A 15,747-nucleotide genomic window follows, 5' to 3' on the forward strand; every position below is an offset into this window, starting at 1 on the left:
ATGCACGTAGGGCTGGCGGCCAGCAGAGTGGTCTCCAGGAGAGAAATAGGCGGCCGGGTGACGCTCGTATATGCGTTGCATCTGCAGCGCGAACGATATGGAATGACACAGGTCGTCGTATACGCCTGTAATGCGTAGAGTCACTGTAGGAATGTCTCCTCGCTCGGCATGGATCACCTCCTCGGTCTTGATCTTTGATTCTGGATAGGCCCACTTTCGAGGAATATCAAGCGGCGAGTCTTCGTTGATAAGAACTCATGGTGTAGAGGGAGCGTGAACCAGGGCAGAAGATGAACTGTTCTACGTTGAAATCTTCTTCTTGGAGCAGCTGCAGCAGCTGTCGGGTTCCCTGCACAGTGACCTTATCATATAGGGGGCTAGCTGCACCTGAGAAATCATCATAGGCCGCAAGGTGAATTACGGAAGCAATGCGGTCACCGTGAAGGTCCCGTATGGCCTGCAGTCCACGGCGCAAACTTTTTTCTTTGGTCAAGTCAACATGCAAACATTCCGCACTTGGCGAAGGATATGATGGTGCTTTGCGGTCAAAGCCGACTACATTGTAAGATGGTTGTTGATGTTGCTCCTCCGCCAACCTCTTTGCCACGGGGTAGCCAATCCCGCCGCTAGTACCAGTAACCAGTATCGTTTCTTTTTTCTGTTCGCTCATCTTCCACTTGCCCTTTTCCGCCGGCAATTATATTATCATTATCCTCTTTCTTGGCTTGCCGTAGAGTCGAGTGTTTTTTCGGTGCATAACGCCTGATGCCTTTACGACTCGACATCAAGAATTAAGTAAGTTTCAGCTTGCAAACGTAAAAGTACAAGATACAGATAGCTCATGCTCGGTTAGGCAGGATTACTTTGCAGTTGCAATGCGCGTTCATTTAGTGGATTATACCACTGCACTGCAGAGTATTCGGATAGCATAAATCTGCAGACTGCCAATACAATATCGCATGGCAAGCAAGTATGTTTGGGTAGGTATTGCAGTGGGCCTCTTCCTATTAGGAGTAGCAGTAGGCTACGGAATTTTTGTCTCAGCACAGCCGCAGATGCCTATGAACCAGCAGCAACAGATGCTCCGCCAGATGATGAACCAGTGGAACCAGCAAATGATGAATGACCAGACTGGAAGGCAGCAGATGATGATGTCAATGATGCAGAACCAACAGTTTATGCAGGAAATGATGAACGACACACAGTTCCAGAGTCGGATGATAGAGAACATGAGGGAGAATCATGACTTTATGCAGAGTATGTTCATGCAGATGATGGATGATCCTGAAATTAGAGGACAGATGATCGGCCATATGATAGAGAATCAGCAATTCATGGAACAGCTGCGACAGAATGTGGGCAACAACCCGAGCAGCTCTGGCGATATGGGAATGATGCAATGAAAAGCGATAGTCTTTGGACTGTCACATCATGTGCTCGGACTTGTTAATAAGCGACAAAAATTGATGAAATCTGACATAAAGACTAAGTAAGGCAAAACGGCGGAGTCAAAGCATATGGTGAATTCCCTGATTGCTCTTCTTCATATCCAGATAATAGCGATAGCTCTGCTTGCTACTGTTTTCATCGCGTCCGCTGCCTTCGCGACATTTCAAATTTCGTATGCCCAGCAAATACCGGGTTCGTTTGAAGAGCTGGTGACCTACGAAAAGGATAGCAGCTTTATCAGAGAATACCCACTAGATGTAGAGCAGCCAGGACTGAGGGGGGTTACCACAGATTCAGAAGGAAATGTCTGGGCAATATACTCAACCAATAAAACAACCACTATAATTCGGTTAGAACCGCAAAGCGGTAAATTGACCGAATATCATGTAGGAGGAGACACACAAGCAGACGATGCAGTCATTAACCTTGCAGCAGGTCAGCTCACTTTTGACAGACTCAGAAATGTTGTATGGTTTACAGACGCCCGAACAAATTCTATAGGGAAATTGGATCTGGCAAATAACAAAGTAGATCTTTTGCAAATTCCTAATGGTATGGCAGGCCCCATGGGACTTGCGCTCTCTCAAGACAACGCAAGCCTGTGGTTTACTGAAATTACCGGCGACAAGATAGGCAGAGTTGACATAGAGTCCTTAAAGATCACTGAATATCTTGTAGGACAAGACAGCGGGCCGACACTTTTAACTTTTGACGACAAAGGCATTCTGTGGGTCACGCTATCCTTCTCAAACAGTATCTTGCGTGTGGATACTCAAGCCCTTACATCGGGCCAATCTTCTGCCATGACTGAGCTAAGGCTTCTAGGAGAAGATACGTTCTCGCCCTTTGGAATTGCAGTAGTCGATGACAAAGTCTACATCTCTGACCATGGTTCAAGCAGAATAGTTGTTGCAGACACAGGCTTTGCTAACCACCAATCATACTGGACCACACCTGCCGTGGCATTTCCCGCCAGTCTTCCTAGCCAAGTAGTTGCAGACAAGTATGGGAACATTTACTTCCCACAGCATGGCGGCAATCGCATTTCCATGATTGACAATGCAACAGGAGTCATGACTGAATATGAAATACCAACAGGTCCTTTGGCAACAGCTGTCTTCATCGCTGCTTCAGACGACGGCAAAGTCTGGTTCACAGAGTGGGCTGCAAACAAAATAGCTTACCTAGATACTACAGCAAAAGCGCCATTCACGATTGGTGTGGAAAAAACAACAGTAACTTTGGATACGGACACGCCGCAGAGCATAGGTGTTTCACTCAATTCTTCAGTAGGTGGAACGGACTCTGTTTCTATTTTACAAGTTGAAATAGGGCTCACTGGAATGACTGAGTCTGGTCTCAAGGGTGTGACATACGAAGCTCAGCCGCCAAGAGTGAATCTGCAACAGACCGGATCGGCTGAATCCCAAATACAAATCAGTACTTTGGAAAATGCAATTCCTGGTGACTATGTTGCCATGGTAAGAGCATTCGCTCCAGAGCAGGACGGACTGGTTGTCTCAAAGCTCTATCCTGTTGAACTGGTTCTAGATGTGCCAGAGCCTATTGCTAGCCAAGACAGCAACCAGCCACAGAATGCAGACACCACGCTCCAGAATGCACTTAGAATAGGTGCTCCACTGGCAGCAGCCGGATTAATTGCAGTTGCGATATACCGGTGGAAAAGGGCGAGAAAGTCTTAAGGGATACATTAGAGACTGCATTTTAAGACATCATCTTGCTTGGAATTAGGATTTTACAATTGTAAACTACAGTGCTTATCTATGCTGCCATACCTGCAAATAGTAGTATGTTCAAAGACCCTGTTTGTAATATGATGATGGTGGATGAAAAGAAAGCGAAATGTATATCAGATTCAGGAGGAAGGAAGGTATACCTTTCCTCCGAAATGTGCAAGAGCGAGTTTGATGCAAACCCGCGAAAATATGGCTACTAACAGAAGATAGCAGGTTTTGGAATGAATATAGAAAAAGTCCTTCATAGCAAAACACAGGCTTGCAAGGTGAACCGATAGAATGGGCAAGCATGAAAAGAAAAAATCATCACCAACAGTTAAAAGCTCAAAGTCCGGTAAGACCAAGTTCATTGCTATAGGCGTTGGAATAGCAATCGTGGTCGCTATTGGAATAGGGCTGGCAATTTCAATGGGCAATAACGTTCCCTCAGATTCTAGTAATTCTCGAACAGTGCCTTGGATTCATGTGCATGGATTGGGGATAGATCCTTCTGACGCCAGCGTTCTTTACATAGCTACCCATGGCGACTTTTACAAAAGCGTGGATGGCGGCGTCCCAGTAAAGGTGGACAAGCAAAGGGCAGACTATATGGCTTTTAACGCACCTCTGACTGAAGGAGTTCCGTTATACTCCAGCGGACACCCTTCAACCGGTGGAAACACTGGCCTGATAAAGAGTACTGACGGTGGGCAAACATGGCAGGTTGTTTCAACTGTTCTAGACCCGCCAGTAGACTTTCATGCAATGTCGGTAAGTGCAAGCGACCCGGACACCATCATTGGATTTGATAGTGGCGAAAGGGGTCTGTTCAAGACTACGGATGCTGGCAGCACATGGGACAAGTTTGACTATCCGGGCAAATATGTTATTGCATTGGCAATTGCACCAGACGATCCTAATGTGATATTTGCTGGTACTCCTAGCGGTCTGTTTCAATCAAACGATAGTGCTGAAAGCTGGACGCAGCTTGACCAGTACAAGGGGATTGCAGTGATGGCGCTTACCTTTGATGCAGAAGGCAACCTTTATGCCTCAACTGAAGAATTTGGCCTAGCAAAATCCTCAGATCTTGGTAAGAGTTGGGAGAATATCAATCGCCCACCTGATAACCTCATAGCAACATCAATAGCAGTTGACTCTGAAAATAAGCTGTTGTACGTTGCAGGTCATTCAGCTTCACAAGGATACCAAGAGGTATTTAGGGGAAGTCTAGACGGTTCTGACTGGCAGCTGGTAGGCACAAATAAAGCATTGTGAGATTATTAACTTTGGGCAATACATGACTCCTGCTTATATGCATGAACTGTCAATAAGGATGTACAATGAAACAAGCGCATCCTATTGAGATATTTTCTGCGTCTGCCACTAAAAGGAAGCTGACGGGCCTCTCTCTTACAATGGCGGTGTGTCTTGTTTGAAATGATCAATAACTTGTTGGACGGTCACAGGCATGGGCGGAGAGAAGAGAATCGGCGGATGGCAATGCAGCTTGGAATCATTGGTCTGGGCAAGGTGGGTGGAAACCTCGCTTTACAAGCTAACGAGAAAAAATAGCAGTCATAGGTAAAGCGCGCAACAAAAAGCCCAAGCTAGAAAAGCAAGGAATCAAAGTGGTAAGCGATTATGCATCATTTGTTGGCTTTTTGAAGCATCCAAGGGTCATTTATCTATCATTGCCAGCGGGTTCAACTGTTGATTCAGTGCTAAATGAGCTGATACCTTTTCTTGAAAAAGAAGATGTATTGATGGACGGTGGCAATTTGTTCTATCTGGACTCTATCGAGGGGAAAAAGAGAATTTCTGAACGAGGCATCCATTTTCTGGATCGTGGCACAAATAGTGGGTTAGAAGATGCCCGGTATGGGGCTTGTTTTATGGTTGGCGGGAAGGAGGAAGATATTAGAATACCAGAGCCTATTTTGATTGCACTGGCCGTCAACAAGGATGGGTATATCCATACAGGCCAACCTGGCACCAGTCATTTCGTAAAGTTAGTTCATAACGGAATTGAATCTGGCATGCTGCAATCAATAGGCGAAGGGGTTGAGCTACTGCACAAAAGTGGCTTTGAGCTAGACCTGGCTGCAATTTTTAAGAACTGGTCAAATGGTTCTATGATTAGAAGCTGCTTGCCGAGCTTATGGAAAGAGGCTTTAGAGAGCAGGTCTTGGCCAAGACTGAAAGTTACATAGAAGACACAGGTGAAGTAAACTGGCTTGTGCTGGATGCCATCAACAAGGAAGTTCCTATACCTGTGATATCGCAATCCATAATGGAGCTACTCAAGTCTAGGATGAATGAGAGTGATGCTTACAAATCAATCGCGCTTATGCGCCATGGTTTTGGTGGACATCCATTTGGCAAAATGAAGGAATAATCAAGGAAAGGAAGACAGGCAGGATCCAGAAAGTTGAGCAAGAATCAACGCTTATCCAATTGAGCAGGCATAGCTCATGCTTTCACATTCATATCTGTATTTTTACTTAGATGCTTCATTTGCCCAAGAATGTCTGTTATAGAAATTCGTATAGTCGATATCCCTGTTCTGAATGGAAATGCCCCGCCCCTTTTTCCTGTAATGGGATTCACCCACTCGCAAAATGCTAGAAGATCTCCGTTTATATCATAACCTGTCATGTACGAAAATAGCGCGGCGCACTCGTCATACCTTTTAAATCGACTCCTTGCTAGCATCTCAAGTGCGGTAGCCCATGGCCAGAATGTGTGATTGTGATATACATTAGGATTCAGAACCCACGGGCCGGTGCTTTTCATCTCTATCTCTGTTACCAGCGGCCATTTATCCTTCCGTGCCCTGCTTTTGATTGCATCCAATGTGGACTTTGCATGAACAGCTAGAGACTTTTCGTCAACAGAAAACCTCCTTATTGGCAGCAATTCTCCGTCATCGCCTTTGGTTTGGCGCTGGATTTCACTACCTAGCCTATCGCGGACTGTTTTTTCGGTTGTAGCAATAAGATACAAGGATACGTCCTGTGTAAGTGTCTTGTATGATTTGCCTAGGTGGTGGCTTTCCTGCATGTCAATATAGCATTCTTCTTCCTCCGACCATAGCTGTTTCTCAACTGCTGAAACGGTCTTGTCTGCTAACTGCAGCATTTTGGATGCTTCCCTCTCCATTTTGATATGGGAAAGAAGCAAGGAGAGGTTTGTCAGTCCCATTATCCAACAGGCTTGGGTGTAAACAATCTTGCCGGCTCTGAGCACAGAATCCATCCAATCTTCGTTATGATCCTGTTCTAGCAATCCATCATTATCTATGTCCCTACTCTGCAAATATTCGACCGCCTTGAGCATTTTGGGCACTGTAGAATCAATTATTTCTGAAGGGTTTTGCACCTGTATTTTTGCAGGAGCCTTGGATCTACCTTGGATTCCTGGCAAGAAATCTGAGTTTGACGCTAGACCAGCTCCCAAGTAAGCATCAAAAATCCACGAAGTAGTAGAAATCATTAAAGCCGTTGAATCAATGTCAGGATTCTTCCCAAACACTTCAGAATGCCCACGGAAAATGCTGGTGGGAAGAGCCCCTTCAAATTTTTTCTCAAAATCAGAATTTGCTACTTGGGACAGGTATTTCATTTCTGGCGAGCCCCTGCCGTAGACAATTTTCTCTTTTTTAGGTTCTATCTGATGCGACCAGATTGTTGTAATTTCCTGCATAACAGAGTCTACAGCGCCAGAGAGAAACCAGTCCTTTAGAATATAGGATGCATCTCTGCACCAGCAAGCCTTGTAGTAGCCGCCGGGGTTGACACCCTGTTCCACAAACTTTTCAGTTCTTTGAACAAAATCTTGGGCCTCCTTGGAAAAGGACTGCCAATCCCCTCTAACACCTGCAGAGCGGTTCAATTTTACTCCAAATTTGTAGGCATTTTATCGCTTTTCTACGTTGCATGTATGTATGGGACACAATTGTTATTTGCAATGTCGTCTAAGAAAAGTTGGGGAAAGCAAATATTGTCTAGACAGTCGCAAGCAGAATATAGATGCAGAGCATGTGGAAAGCAATTTGAAATCCTAGGAGATTTACAAACACATATTCTTTTGGAGCATCACCAAAAGGGGGACATACCTGACGAGGCAGAGGCGGCATAACAATGAAAAAGGAAGGGCGAGGAGTTAGAGTCCTTAGTCCTCGAACTTATATGAGAATTGAGCTATTATTCCATCAGAAAGTGCATCTGTCATGTGCATCCCCTACTCATGGACTTTTATCAAACGCTTCTATGTCCGCCTCATAGTCACTCTGTAATCTTGCAACTGCTTCATCTTTTGTCACCTTCAGATGATCATGCAGCATGTGGCTTAGCTCGTCCTCATCCCAGTTTGGATTTGCCTTAGCCAAAAATGCTGCAATATCGTCTGCATTGTCTGACCATCTCTGATCTGCATCTGCCACTGCGCTATTATCTCCAGCTTTTGCCGCGTTGACCAAATCAGCAGCAATCAGGATATGCTCCTTTAGGAGCTTTGTCAACTGATCGCCAGCTTTTTCACCATAGTAAGGCTTTACTGCATTACCAATGTCTTCTTGGTTGTCAAGCAATCTTTCAGATGTTTGGTCAAGAGAAGGCAAATCGTATGCAGAATCAACGATAAACTGTCTCATGTAAAAACGATATGGTCAACCCATAGTTCGCGCATTATATTTCTAAATTCCATTTCACTGGCTGTAGATGTTGTCGTTAATGTATCATCGTCATGGTCATTGTCGCTGCGCTCATTGTCTGCTGCAGCTAGTGGCAAGTAGCTGACGTTCAGGCCCAAAAAACAAGCCCAAACAGCAAGATGCTGGACAGTATTTCTGCAACAACAATTCGTTTCTTTTTAAGGACTCTTTTTCCATATGCCCTCGATTCTTGCCAGCTCAACATGGTAAATACGACTTTAGTCGAAATCCCATCTTTGCCAATCAAGCTGCAAAAACCTTCTGATATAACTCTTTTAACTTATTTTGTGCCGTAGTAACAAATGGCAGAGGGAACTGCTGCTTCTATAAACAAAGGCACAAACCAGCCGATGGATAACTGCTGTTTTGACATTATGACCCAAACAGAAAAGAAAGCAGATTTTCTTTACCATGCTGCTGACAGGTACATACAAGATGCTCAGGCTGCAAACAGGCCGGAGCTTGCGCATCTTTGGAATATGATAAAACAAGACGAACAGCGGCATCTCGATATGCTAAAGCGAGAATTGGCAAAGGACGTTCAAGAAGGAAGATTGCGATAGCGTGCCACCATCATTTTTTTAAAAGGAGATTGCTTTGAAACCTATTTGGATATGCAAATGCTTTAACAGTTACGGAATATCGCCTTTTTGCATATGCTCTGTCATTATGTACTTTTGCATATCTCCAAAACTATCAAACTCTTTTCCACATGATCTACACTTGAAATATTTTGAAAGATCTCCGTCGTAGCTAACATTTTCACTTGTATTCAATTATCGCATCATCTCCTACGGTGTTTCTTTTAGTCTCTATTCCTGAAAAGGATTTGATTTGGTAGAATTGTATAACCCATAATACCAAAGACAAATAACGATTACATAATAAGAATTGGTGCGCAATATTCCACCGGGTCCATGGGGCTCATTCATTGCAAAAGCTGACGTATTTATGACAAAGACTGAGGAGCATGTTCTCCAAGGCGTAAACCCCGGAGATTGTTATCAAGTGATTTGGTGCAGGGATGCATCATACATCCTGCGTGATTGGAACCTGTCCGGCAATATGACATCCGCTCTTCAGTAGCTGTACCTTATTTGGTCTCACTAAATAGCGCCGGGAAGAGAAAATTGTCTACGGCAGGGGCTCGCCAGAAATGAAATTCATGTCAGAAGAGGCAAAAGAAGACAAGCAAAAAGAATTTGCTGGAGTGCTGCCTACAACAATATACCAAGCCGGCTTTTCCGAAGTATATGATCAGAATCCAGACATAGACTCTACAGCATTGATGATTTCGACAACCGCGAGAATTTTGAACAGGGCTTTGAAGAAAATTGCAACCTCTCCAGTTACCGATCCAACATCCATCTCTACCATAGCTTCGGAACATTCTGCAGACTATGTTCATGACCTGCTGCTAAAACTCGGAATAACAGATCCAACAAAAGCAATTGATTTCCTTGTTCCTAGGATGCTACTGGCAGTTGACTATCTTGCAAAACGCGATATAGATAGTGATGGATTGCTAGAGCAGAACCATAACGAGGACTGGATGGATACTGTCCTTCGAGCTGGCAAGATAGTCTACAGTCAGGCATGCTGGATACTTACATTGAAGAACCTGGCGGCCTTGTTAGTAACTGTTGATAGACAAGATGCAGCTGATAAGATTAGAAACATGGCGGATAAAGCAATCCAAGCTGTAGAAGACAAGTTATGGTCTTAAGAAGACTGCGCTTACATAGATATTCAGGAAACTCATCATATCGAAGGTCCCTATAGAACTTTCACCCAAGATGTTTCGCTATATCTCGCAGCTCTTTCAGAAAAGTCTAGCAAAGACAACTCCCAGACAATAGTAGGGAGCAGGGTCAACGGGAACAGGTGAAAAAGGCGGATTTCGATAGACACACACACATATCACTAGAGCAAATAGAACTCTTGATGCTCTCAAAAGTAGGACATGGAAAGAAAACTGGCCACTTGTAACTGAAGTGTTGCTAAAAGCTACCGGGCCTTGGACTCTCAAACCTTACCAGTACCACAACTACATCTTTTGGCCTTGGATAACTGGAATAGAGATGCTTGCTAGAAGTCGGTTTGCTAGGGTGGAAGAATGCAACTTGTTGCTAACTACTCTTACTTCTGAGAGCAAGCTCAATATGCACACATTCTATGAATGGGTAGACCCAATTAAGGGGGAAGGAAATGGCGCTTTCCATTCAGAACAGGGATTCCTGCCGTCCGAGTAGCCATAATTGATATCTTTAGCAATATTAGGACTAGGCTATCATCAGCTACCGAGACATAGTAATTGCGACGATTAAGCTGCTTCCAATGATGGGCCAAACGCGGGATACAGTGTCATTCCACCATCTACAAAGTATATGCTGCCAGTAACATAGCTACCTTTGTCTGACGCTAGAAACTCTACCACATTTGCCACCTCTTGAGTGGTGCCTATTCTCTCAAGGGGTATTCTTCTTAGGACGTTTCTCAATTCTGCCTCATCTACTTTCAGCTCTCGGTTCATCTCTGTCTCTATAGCACCGGGAGCCACTGCATTTACCCTTATGTTGTATCGTGCAAGCTCAAGCGCCATTGTCTTTGTCATCATTTTGATTCCTGCTTTTGCAGCAGCATATGCCACATAGAACGGTTTTGGAATTTCCTGGTGCACAGAAGAGATGTTTATGATGCATCCCACTTTTGGATTTTGATTTTTCATCATATGCTTTACCGCTTCTCTACTGCAAACAAATGGGCCTGTCAGATCGACATCTATGATCTTTTGCCAAATCTCTTTCGATGTCTCTTCAAAAGGGACTTCATGCTGTATACCTGCATTGTCAACAAGAACGTCTATTCTACCATAGTGCGTGGTGGTTTCTTCAATCAGCTTGATGCAATCATTTTCTTTTGACATATCCGCCTCAATTGCAATACAATCGGATTTGCCAAGTGATATTATCTCCTCTGCAGTTTGCTCTGCCTCGGCCTGCTTCCTAGAGTTTACAACAATGCCCCGATATTCTCCGGACTTTGCGAAAGCCAATGCTATTGTTTTGCCTATGCCCTTACTAGAGCCTGTCACGACTGCAATTTTCCTTCCTGTATTCATAGTCTTATAATCTGCCTGCTACTAGTATCCAGTGAACACTTCAACTTTGAGCCTGTCTTTTGGAATTTGCATCTCTTTTTGCAGCAATTCCTGCATGGCCTTGAGCATGCCGGGCGGACCACAGATATAAAACACTGCTTCGCCGATTTCGTCCCTTGTCAAATGCCTCTCTAGCATTGACTTGTCTATTCTACCACGTTCTCCGCTCCAACTTGCATCATGCTGCTCTTCTTCAGTGACCGTATAAATTACTTTGAGATTCTTATTTTGGTTGGCCCAGCTATCAAATTCATCCTTGTATAAAATGTCTTGCTGGGTCTTGTTTGAATCAAACATTGTTATCTTGACTGGCAGCTGCTTGTCGGTGGCATACTTTATCATGCTTCTAAATGGCGTAACACCAATGCCGCCAGACAGAAATACAGCCGGCCTATCTTCTTGCAGCACAAATTCTCCTTCTGGGCCCCATGCAGTAATTTTTGTACCCTCTTGAAGCAATGCTAGCCTTTGCTTGTACGGAGTGCGTCGTATTCTGGTGCTTATCATTACGTAGTCTTGCTCGGTTGGTGAAGATGCGATGGAAAAATGTCTAATGGGTCCCTTGGAATCGTTTTGAACTCCATCTAATTTGAAATACGCGTATTGTCCAGCTATGTAATCTATTCTCTCCCTTGAAAACTTGAAGGTCATGATGTCTGTTCCTTCTAGTTTTTCTTTTGAGAGCAATTCGAGCGAAAGCTTGTTATCAGCAGCTCTTCTCTCCTCTTCCTCGTAGTATTTCTTTTGCAAAGTGTCAGAATCCTGTTCTTCTTCTTGTCCGGCTTGCTGCTGCACGGTTGCTTCTCGTCCCCCTCCGTCAGCTGGCTTTGTTGTTTGCAAGCTCACCATAATGTCACCAGTCGCCTCATCCACCTTTACAGGATATGACTGCAGGTCTGTAGCCCAGACTGTCTGGTCTGAGACCTTGGCGTTTCGTACATCAAATATAGCATAGTGCCATGGACATTTCAGCTCGTACCCTTCTAAAGTACCGTCTTCCAACGGACCGCCCTCATGCGAACAGACTGCGTCCATCGCATAGACCTTGCCATTAACCCTTGCTAGAACAATGGGCTTGCCATTTGGTTCAACTCTGAGAAGACCGCCTTCTTTCAAGTCGTTCTTGGATGCTACCTTTTGATAGCCTCCTTCCTTTGCCATCATATGGACAGAATAGTGAGCAAAAAGCTATTTACGGATTAAATCTCCATTTTCCCTAAGAACTTTTAGAAGGCAACAGAACGGATTGTGGATTCTACCAAACTAACTTGTTGCAATAATATTCACAAGATCATTGAAAATAATGCAATTCCCACAGAGACTCTTAGACTCACTCAAAAGGATCAGAGAGATGAGACAATAGGCTTAATAGTTACAGTAGCGGGGGCCATTGTCATATTTTATGCTCCGCACTAATTTGGTTATCACGATTATCACATCTTTCACAACAACGTTGACTTAGTGCCATAAAGCAAAATGTGACGTCAGGAGTTACCTTGCCTCGCGGGAGTTACATCTGATTGACTGGTGGAAACAAGACGGCCAGAAGGAATCTCTGATTCTAGAAAAAAGAAAAAAGAAAAGATCAGTTATCTTACTGACCTATTGGATTCTGCTGTTCTGAGGTCAGCTGGCTCTTCAAGGTAGCAGGAAGGTTCTGCACCCATCCGTTGTATGGAATCGGTGTTGCAAGAACGCCCTGTCCTCCCATGCCAGCGTTTCCTGTGATTGTGTCGTCTTTTGCTGTTGTGCTTGACGCTGTCAGCAGTATCCTGCCTGCAATCTTTGCATCTGACACATTTCCATCGTTGTTCGGGTCAGCATCCACTACCAGAAGCGAGTTTGAGAACTTGCTTGCCACGTATGCATAATAGCCGCCGCCGTTCTTGGCACCAAACTGGACACCATGGCATCCTGCATCGCATCCAAGCATTGTCACTACCTCGTCTGTAGCAGTGTCAACTATTGTTATAGTTGCAGTCAGCGTGTTGGCAGTGACCATGTATTTGCCGTTTGGCGAGACTGGTGTCTGAATTGGCAGTGCGCCTACTGGGCCTGTAATTGCACCGCTTATCGGATCATAGTTCTCTATCAGGTTTATGGTCTTGATTACCTGACCAAATGTTGTCGAGTTTTCGTCCATGTCTATGACGCTGATTGTACTATCAAGCAGGTTTGCAACATAGTATTTGCTGTCGTCTGGCATCATGCCTGTTGCAATTGGGATTGCGCCTGTTGTCGGTTTTGCTTCAATGCTATCTGAATCAAAGCTATACAGAGTCGAGTCAGCAGAGAATGCGTTTGGCGTGACCATCTTTTGTCCATCAGAACTCATCCAGTGTGCATGAGGATGCGATTCTGGCTCGCCTTCTTTCTGCATCGGAATTTCTCTCTGAATTCCGGTGGCCTTCGGTGCCAGTTCTACGACTGCCTCCTCGCCATTGAGTGTCACGTGTACCTGGTCTGTGTCTGTCCTTGTCATTACGTGAGCTGGTGATTCTCCAACAGATATGTTCTTCACTAGTTTGCCAGTTGCAGCATCGAAAACTGTTAGCTTGCTATCGAACCACTGAGTCTGGTAGATCAGCTTCTGATCTCTGTCAGTCCACATGTTGTGCGGGTTGTTCATGTTAATTGATGGCAGTGCAACCTTGCGCTCAATGTCCCATGTCGTAGTATCAATCTTTGTGGCAGTTCCTGGCTTGCTCTTGTTCTTTGTTAGCTCAAACTGCGTGTCTACCCATACTTTGCCTACGCCTGCGGTTGATGGGTCAAATGGTGCTTCAAGAGCAATGTCGTTTCCATACCTTGCATTTAGAACGGTTGGAAGGTTCACTACTGCGCCGCCTGCAATTCTAATATCAACATTCGGATACGTCACATGCCATGTTGACTGCCTGTAGTCTTGCCAGTTGGATGGTGCTGTAGCAATGAAGAATGTTCTCAGCAATCTTGTTGCCAAGTCGCTGCTTGTTGGTACTGTAATGCCATTTACTAGGCTGATGTTCTCACCAAGGTCAAGTCCTTGCGTCTGTGGGTCGTCAACAATCACCGCTCCAAACATGTATGGATGTACCTTGCACGTAAACACGTACAGACCCGGTGTCTGAAGTGTAACAGACTGCGAGCTCTTTGATGCCTTTGGCTGGTCAAATGGCATTCCTTGTGCGTTCTGTGGGAATATCAGGCTTGTGACTGTGTGGACAGTGTTTGATCTGATGTTAAAATCAACCCTTACCCCAGGTGTTCCAACAGCTAGTGATTGTGTTCCACTGTTTGTGATGTCACCTGCTACGTTTTTGAACCATCTGCCTGGTTCATCGACTAGGTCGAATTGAACTCTGTTCTCTGAAGAGCTGCCGCTGCTACCGCTTCCACTTGCTGCAAGCGCCATTTGAAATGAATTTGTGATGCTCAATGGCGCTATGAAAATCATTGCAGTAAGAATCAGCGATACAGCAACTCCTGAAAACATTAGCTTATTGAGTGCTGTCATAGCGCCATCGGGTAGAAGACTGTTCCATATAAAGTGCTGAGTAGTTTATCCAATTTGAGAATAGGGCATGCCTTTAGGTTGGATAAACCATCCAAGCTCTTAAATATGACGCGTAGCGCTCTGCTTCAAATGTCAGCAGACATAAAGAGAAATGTAAGCCAAACAACAACGGGACGGAAACCCAAGATCACAGTTGGAATATTGCTTGGCGTCATGGTTTTTGGCCTTTTCATAGTAGGATTTGATCAAGGTCATCTTTTTAGCATTGCACAAGGTGAACAGGCGTACGAGGACCTGTGGATGCACGAGTTCTATCACGATATGAGACACGCAGCAGGATTTCCCTGTCATTAGTGGTGGTTGAAAAAATGAAAGCAAAAACATTCATTGCAATAACCATTCTTGCTGGAGCTATTGCAAGCACGATTCTTGCGACAATCAACATTGTAGTTATCGAGCCGTATATCGACAGAGCTATTGAGATCGAAAACCAAAATGCTGCAGCAGCTGGTGAAATGATCAATCCTATTGAATTCCTCAATTACAGGCTATTGTAAAAGGGCGGCGAAATATCCACTGGCACTATTCTTGGGATGTCCCTCGGCGCGCTTTTTGGGTAGTCTTTGCATACAGCAGAAGCTCGATACCGGCATCAAATAACAAAAAGAAGGCTCTGATTCTGGCTGGAATCATGTTTTTCGTTCTCTTTCTAGTACCCCTCAAACCCACCAGCAGTAGGCGATCCTGAGACAGTCTACTATCGGCAAAGTCTGTACTTGGCAATATCGGGTTTTGGAGCTTTGGGACTTGCATTTCTCTATATAGAAAGATGGGCACAAATCAGGTAAAGAAAGTCATTATTCCAGCCCTGTACGCTACGGTAATGATAAGCGCATACTTGGGAATGCCGCCAAACCCTGACGAAATCACAGCGCCAATGGACTTGGTAACCTGCTTCAGGATCGCAAGTGCCTTTATGACGGCAATGTTCTGAGGACTGCTGGGACTAATCCTAGGTGCGTTCTGGGACAAGACAAAGCCACATGAGATGGCAAGGATTTCCATATAGTGGGACTTTTTGGTTAAGCCGGTTCTTCTTTATAACCTGACCTAATTATTTAGTATAGAAAATATATATTAATTTTCTATAGGAGGACTATGTTTTCCATTTAAGTACTATATTGCGTCGTGG

General features: G+C 44.6%; 17 protein-coding genes and 1 pseudogene. 11 read left to right on the forward strand and 7 right to left on the reverse strand.

What is annotated here, in order from left to right; translation table 11 throughout:
- Positions 1–226 precede the first annotated feature (226 nt).
- Complete coding sequence (locus NGAR_RS03155; protein ID WP_148680894.1) at positions 227–670, reverse strand: NAD-dependent epimerase/dehydratase family protein; 444 nt, start codon at positions 668–670, stop codon at positions 227–229.
- 289 nt (positions 671–959) lie between these two features.
- On the opposite strand from NGAR_RS03155, the gene NGAR_RS03160 reads away from it, so the two are divergent.
- From NGAR_RS03160 to NGAR_RS18285, 5 genes are all read left to right on the forward strand, one after another.
- A complete protein-coding gene (locus tag NGAR_RS03160) occupies positions 960–1,403 on the forward strand; it encodes a hypothetical protein (RefSeq protein ID WP_015018175.1) in 444 nt (147 codons plus the stop codon).
- Between the two features lie 114 nt (positions 1,404–1,517).
- Positions 1,518–3,152, forward strand: a complete 1,635-nt coding sequence (locus tag NGAR_RS03165; RefSeq protein ID WP_015018176.1) for a virginiamycin B lyase family protein — start codon at positions 1,518–1,520, stop codon at positions 3,150–3,152.
- A gap of 333 nt (positions 3,153–3,485) precedes the next feature.
- Positions 3,486–4,463, forward strand: coding sequence for a F510_1955 family glycosylhydrolase (locus NGAR_RS03175; RefSeq protein WP_015018177.1), 978 nt, complete (start codon positions 3,486–3,488; stop codon positions 4,461–4,463).
- A 353-nt stretch (positions 4,464–4,816) separates the two neighbouring features.
- A complete protein-coding gene (locus NGAR_RS18280) occupies positions 4,817–5,398 on the forward strand; it encodes an NAD(P)-binding domain-containing protein (protein ID WP_015018178.1) in 582 nt (193 codons plus the stop codon).
- Complete coding sequence (locus tag NGAR_RS18285; RefSeq protein ID WP_228369272.1) at positions 5,374–5,583, forward strand: hypothetical protein; 210 nt, start codon at positions 5,374–5,376, stop codon at positions 5,581–5,583. Before NGAR_RS18280 ends, NGAR_RS18285 begins: the two co-directional genes overlap by 25 nt.
- Positions 5,584–5,657: 74 nt before the next feature.
- Here NGAR_RS18285 and NGAR_RS03185 read toward each other — a convergent pair whose 3' ends face one another.
- Positions 5,658–7,079, reverse strand: coding sequence for a glucosidase family protein (locus tag NGAR_RS03185; RefSeq protein WP_015018180.1), 1,422 nt, complete (start codon positions 7,077–7,079; stop codon positions 5,658–5,660).
- A 352-nt stretch (positions 7,080–7,431) separates the two neighbouring features.
- A complete protein-coding gene (locus tag NGAR_RS03190) occupies positions 7,432–7,806 on the reverse strand; it encodes an acetylglutamate kinase (protein ID WP_187147636.1) in 375 nt (124 codons plus the stop codon).
- A gap of 395 nt (positions 7,807–8,201) precedes the next feature.
- Between NGAR_RS03190 and NGAR_RS03195 the strand changes: the two genes are divergently transcribed.
- The 3 genes from NGAR_RS03195 to NGAR_RS18295 all read left to right on the forward strand — a co-directional run bounded on the left by NGAR_RS03195 (position 8,202) and on the right by NGAR_RS18295 (position 10,151).
- Entirely contained in the window at positions 8,202–8,462 is a 261-nt protein-coding gene (locus NGAR_RS03195; RefSeq protein ID WP_015018184.1) for a hypothetical protein, read from the forward strand.
- 602 nt (positions 8,463–9,064) lie between these two features.
- A complete protein-coding gene (locus NGAR_RS18290) occupies positions 9,065–9,625 on the forward strand; it encodes a GH116 family glycosyl hydrolase (protein ID WP_228369273.1) in 561 nt (186 codons plus the stop codon).
- 271 nt (positions 9,626–9,896) lie between these two features.
- Positions 9,897–10,151 (forward strand): hypothetical protein, encoded by a 255-nt coding sequence (locus NGAR_RS18295; protein WP_015018186.1) that lies wholly within the window; start codon positions 9,897–9,899, stop codon positions 10,149–10,151.
- A gap of 71 nt (positions 10,152–10,222) precedes the next feature.
- Here the strand turns inward: NGAR_RS18295 and NGAR_RS03205 are convergent, their stop codons facing one another.
- From NGAR_RS03205 to NGAR_RS03215, 3 genes are all read right to left on the reverse strand, one after another.
- Positions 10,223–11,020: a glucose 1-dehydrogenase gene (locus NGAR_RS03205; RefSeq protein WP_015018187.1), complete on the reverse strand. Its 798-nt coding sequence runs from the start codon at positions 11,018–11,020 to the stop codon at positions 10,223–10,225.
- Positions 11,021–11,041: 21 nt separating this feature from the next.
- The gene (locus NGAR_RS03210) at positions 11,042–12,223 is read right to left on the reverse strand and encodes a Rieske 2Fe-2S domain-containing protein (RefSeq protein WP_148680898.1); all 1,182 of its coding nucleotides are present in this window, start codon (positions 12,221–12,223) and stop codon (positions 11,042–11,044) included.
- Between the two features lie 430 nt (positions 12,224–12,653).
- Positions 12,654–14,555, reverse strand: a complete 1,902-nt coding sequence (locus NGAR_RS03215) for a beta-propeller fold lactonase family protein (protein WP_228369274.1) — start codon at positions 14,553–14,555, stop codon at positions 12,654–12,656.
- A gap of 129 nt (positions 14,556–14,684) precedes the next feature.
- On the opposite strand from NGAR_RS03215, the gene NGAR_RS19225 reads away from it, so the two are divergent.
- From NGAR_RS19225 to NGAR_RS19230, 3 genes and pseudogenes are all read left to right on the forward strand, one after another.
- Positions 14,685–14,909: a CbtB domain-containing protein gene (locus NGAR_RS19225; RefSeq protein ID WP_148680899.1), complete on the forward strand. Its 225-nt coding sequence runs from the start codon at positions 14,685–14,687 to the stop codon at positions 14,907–14,909.
- 14 nt (positions 14,910–14,923) lie between these two features.
- Complete coding sequence (locus tag NGAR_RS18300) at positions 14,924–15,112, forward strand: CbtA family protein (protein ID WP_228369275.1); 189 nt, start codon at positions 14,924–14,926, stop codon at positions 15,110–15,112.
- 207 nt (positions 15,113–15,319) lie between these two features.
- Positions 15,320–15,403: pseudogene (locus NGAR_RS19230) on the forward strand (hypothetical protein); the annotation flags it as partial.
- Here NGAR_RS19230 and NGAR_RS18305 read toward each other — a convergent pair.
- Positions 15,396–15,620: a hypothetical protein gene (locus tag NGAR_RS18305; RefSeq protein WP_015018193.1), complete on the reverse strand. Its 225-nt coding sequence runs from the start codon at positions 15,618–15,620 to the stop codon at positions 15,396–15,398. The pseudogene NGAR_RS19230 and the gene NGAR_RS18305 sit on opposite strands and share 8 nt — an antisense overlap.
- Positions 15,621–15,747: the final 127 nt, after the last annotated feature.

Origin of the sequence: Candidatus Nitrososphaera gargensis Ga9.2, assembly GCF_000303155.1 — an archaeon.
GTDB lineage: Archaea > Thermoproteota > Nitrososphaeria > Nitrososphaerales > Nitrososphaeraceae > Nitrososphaera > Nitrososphaera gargensis.

What these genes read in the sequence shown, in the direction of transcription:
- NGAR_RS03155 (WP_148680894.1), bottom strand. Translation starts at nt 670, where the DNA reads ATGAGCGAACAGAAAAAAGAAACGATACTGGTTACTGGTACTAGCGGC.
- NGAR_RS03160 (WP_015018175.1), top strand. Translation starts at nt 960, where the DNA reads ATGGCAAGCAAGTATGTTTGGGTAGGTATTGCAGTGGGCCTCTTCCTA.
- NGAR_RS18290 (WP_228369273.1), top strand. Translation starts at nt 9,065, where the DNA reads ATGTCAGAAGAGGCAAAAGAAGACAAGCAAAAAGAATTTGCTGGAGTG.
- NGAR_RS19225 (WP_148680899.1), top strand. Translation starts at nt 14,685, where the DNA reads ATGTCAGCAGACATAAAGAGAAATGTAAGCCAAACAACAACGGGACGG.
- NGAR_RS03205 (WP_015018187.1), bottom strand. Translation starts at nt 11,020, where the DNA reads ATGAATACAGGAAGGAAAATTGCAGTCGTGACAGGCTCTAGTAAGGGC.
- NGAR_RS03215 (WP_228369274.1), bottom strand. Translation starts at nt 14,555, where the DNA reads ATGACAGCACTCAATAAGCTAATGTTTTCAGGAGTTGCTGTATCGCTG.
- NGAR_RS03195 (WP_015018184.1), top strand. Translation starts at nt 8,202, where the DNA reads ATGGCAGAGGGAACTGCTGCTTCTATAAACAAAGGCACAAACCAGCCG.
- NGAR_RS18305 (WP_015018193.1), bottom strand. Translation starts at nt 15,620, where the DNA reads ATGGAAATCCTTGCCATCTCATGTGGCTTTGTCTTGTCCCAGAACGCA.
- NGAR_RS18300 (WP_228369275.1), top strand. Translation starts at nt 14,924, where the DNA reads ATGAAAGCAAAAACATTCATTGCAATAACCATTCTTGCTGGAGCTATT.
- NGAR_RS03165 (WP_015018176.1), top strand. Translation starts at nt 1,518, where the DNA reads ATGGTGAATTCCCTGATTGCTCTTCTTCATATCCAGATAATAGCGATA.
- NGAR_RS03210 (WP_148680898.1), bottom strand. Translation starts at nt 12,223, where the DNA reads ATGATGGCAAAGGAAGGAGGCTATCAAAAGGTAGCATCCAAGAACGAC.
- NGAR_RS03175 (WP_015018177.1), top strand. Translation starts at nt 3,486, where the DNA reads ATGGGCAAGCATGAAAAGAAAAAATCATCACCAACAGTTAAAAGCTCA.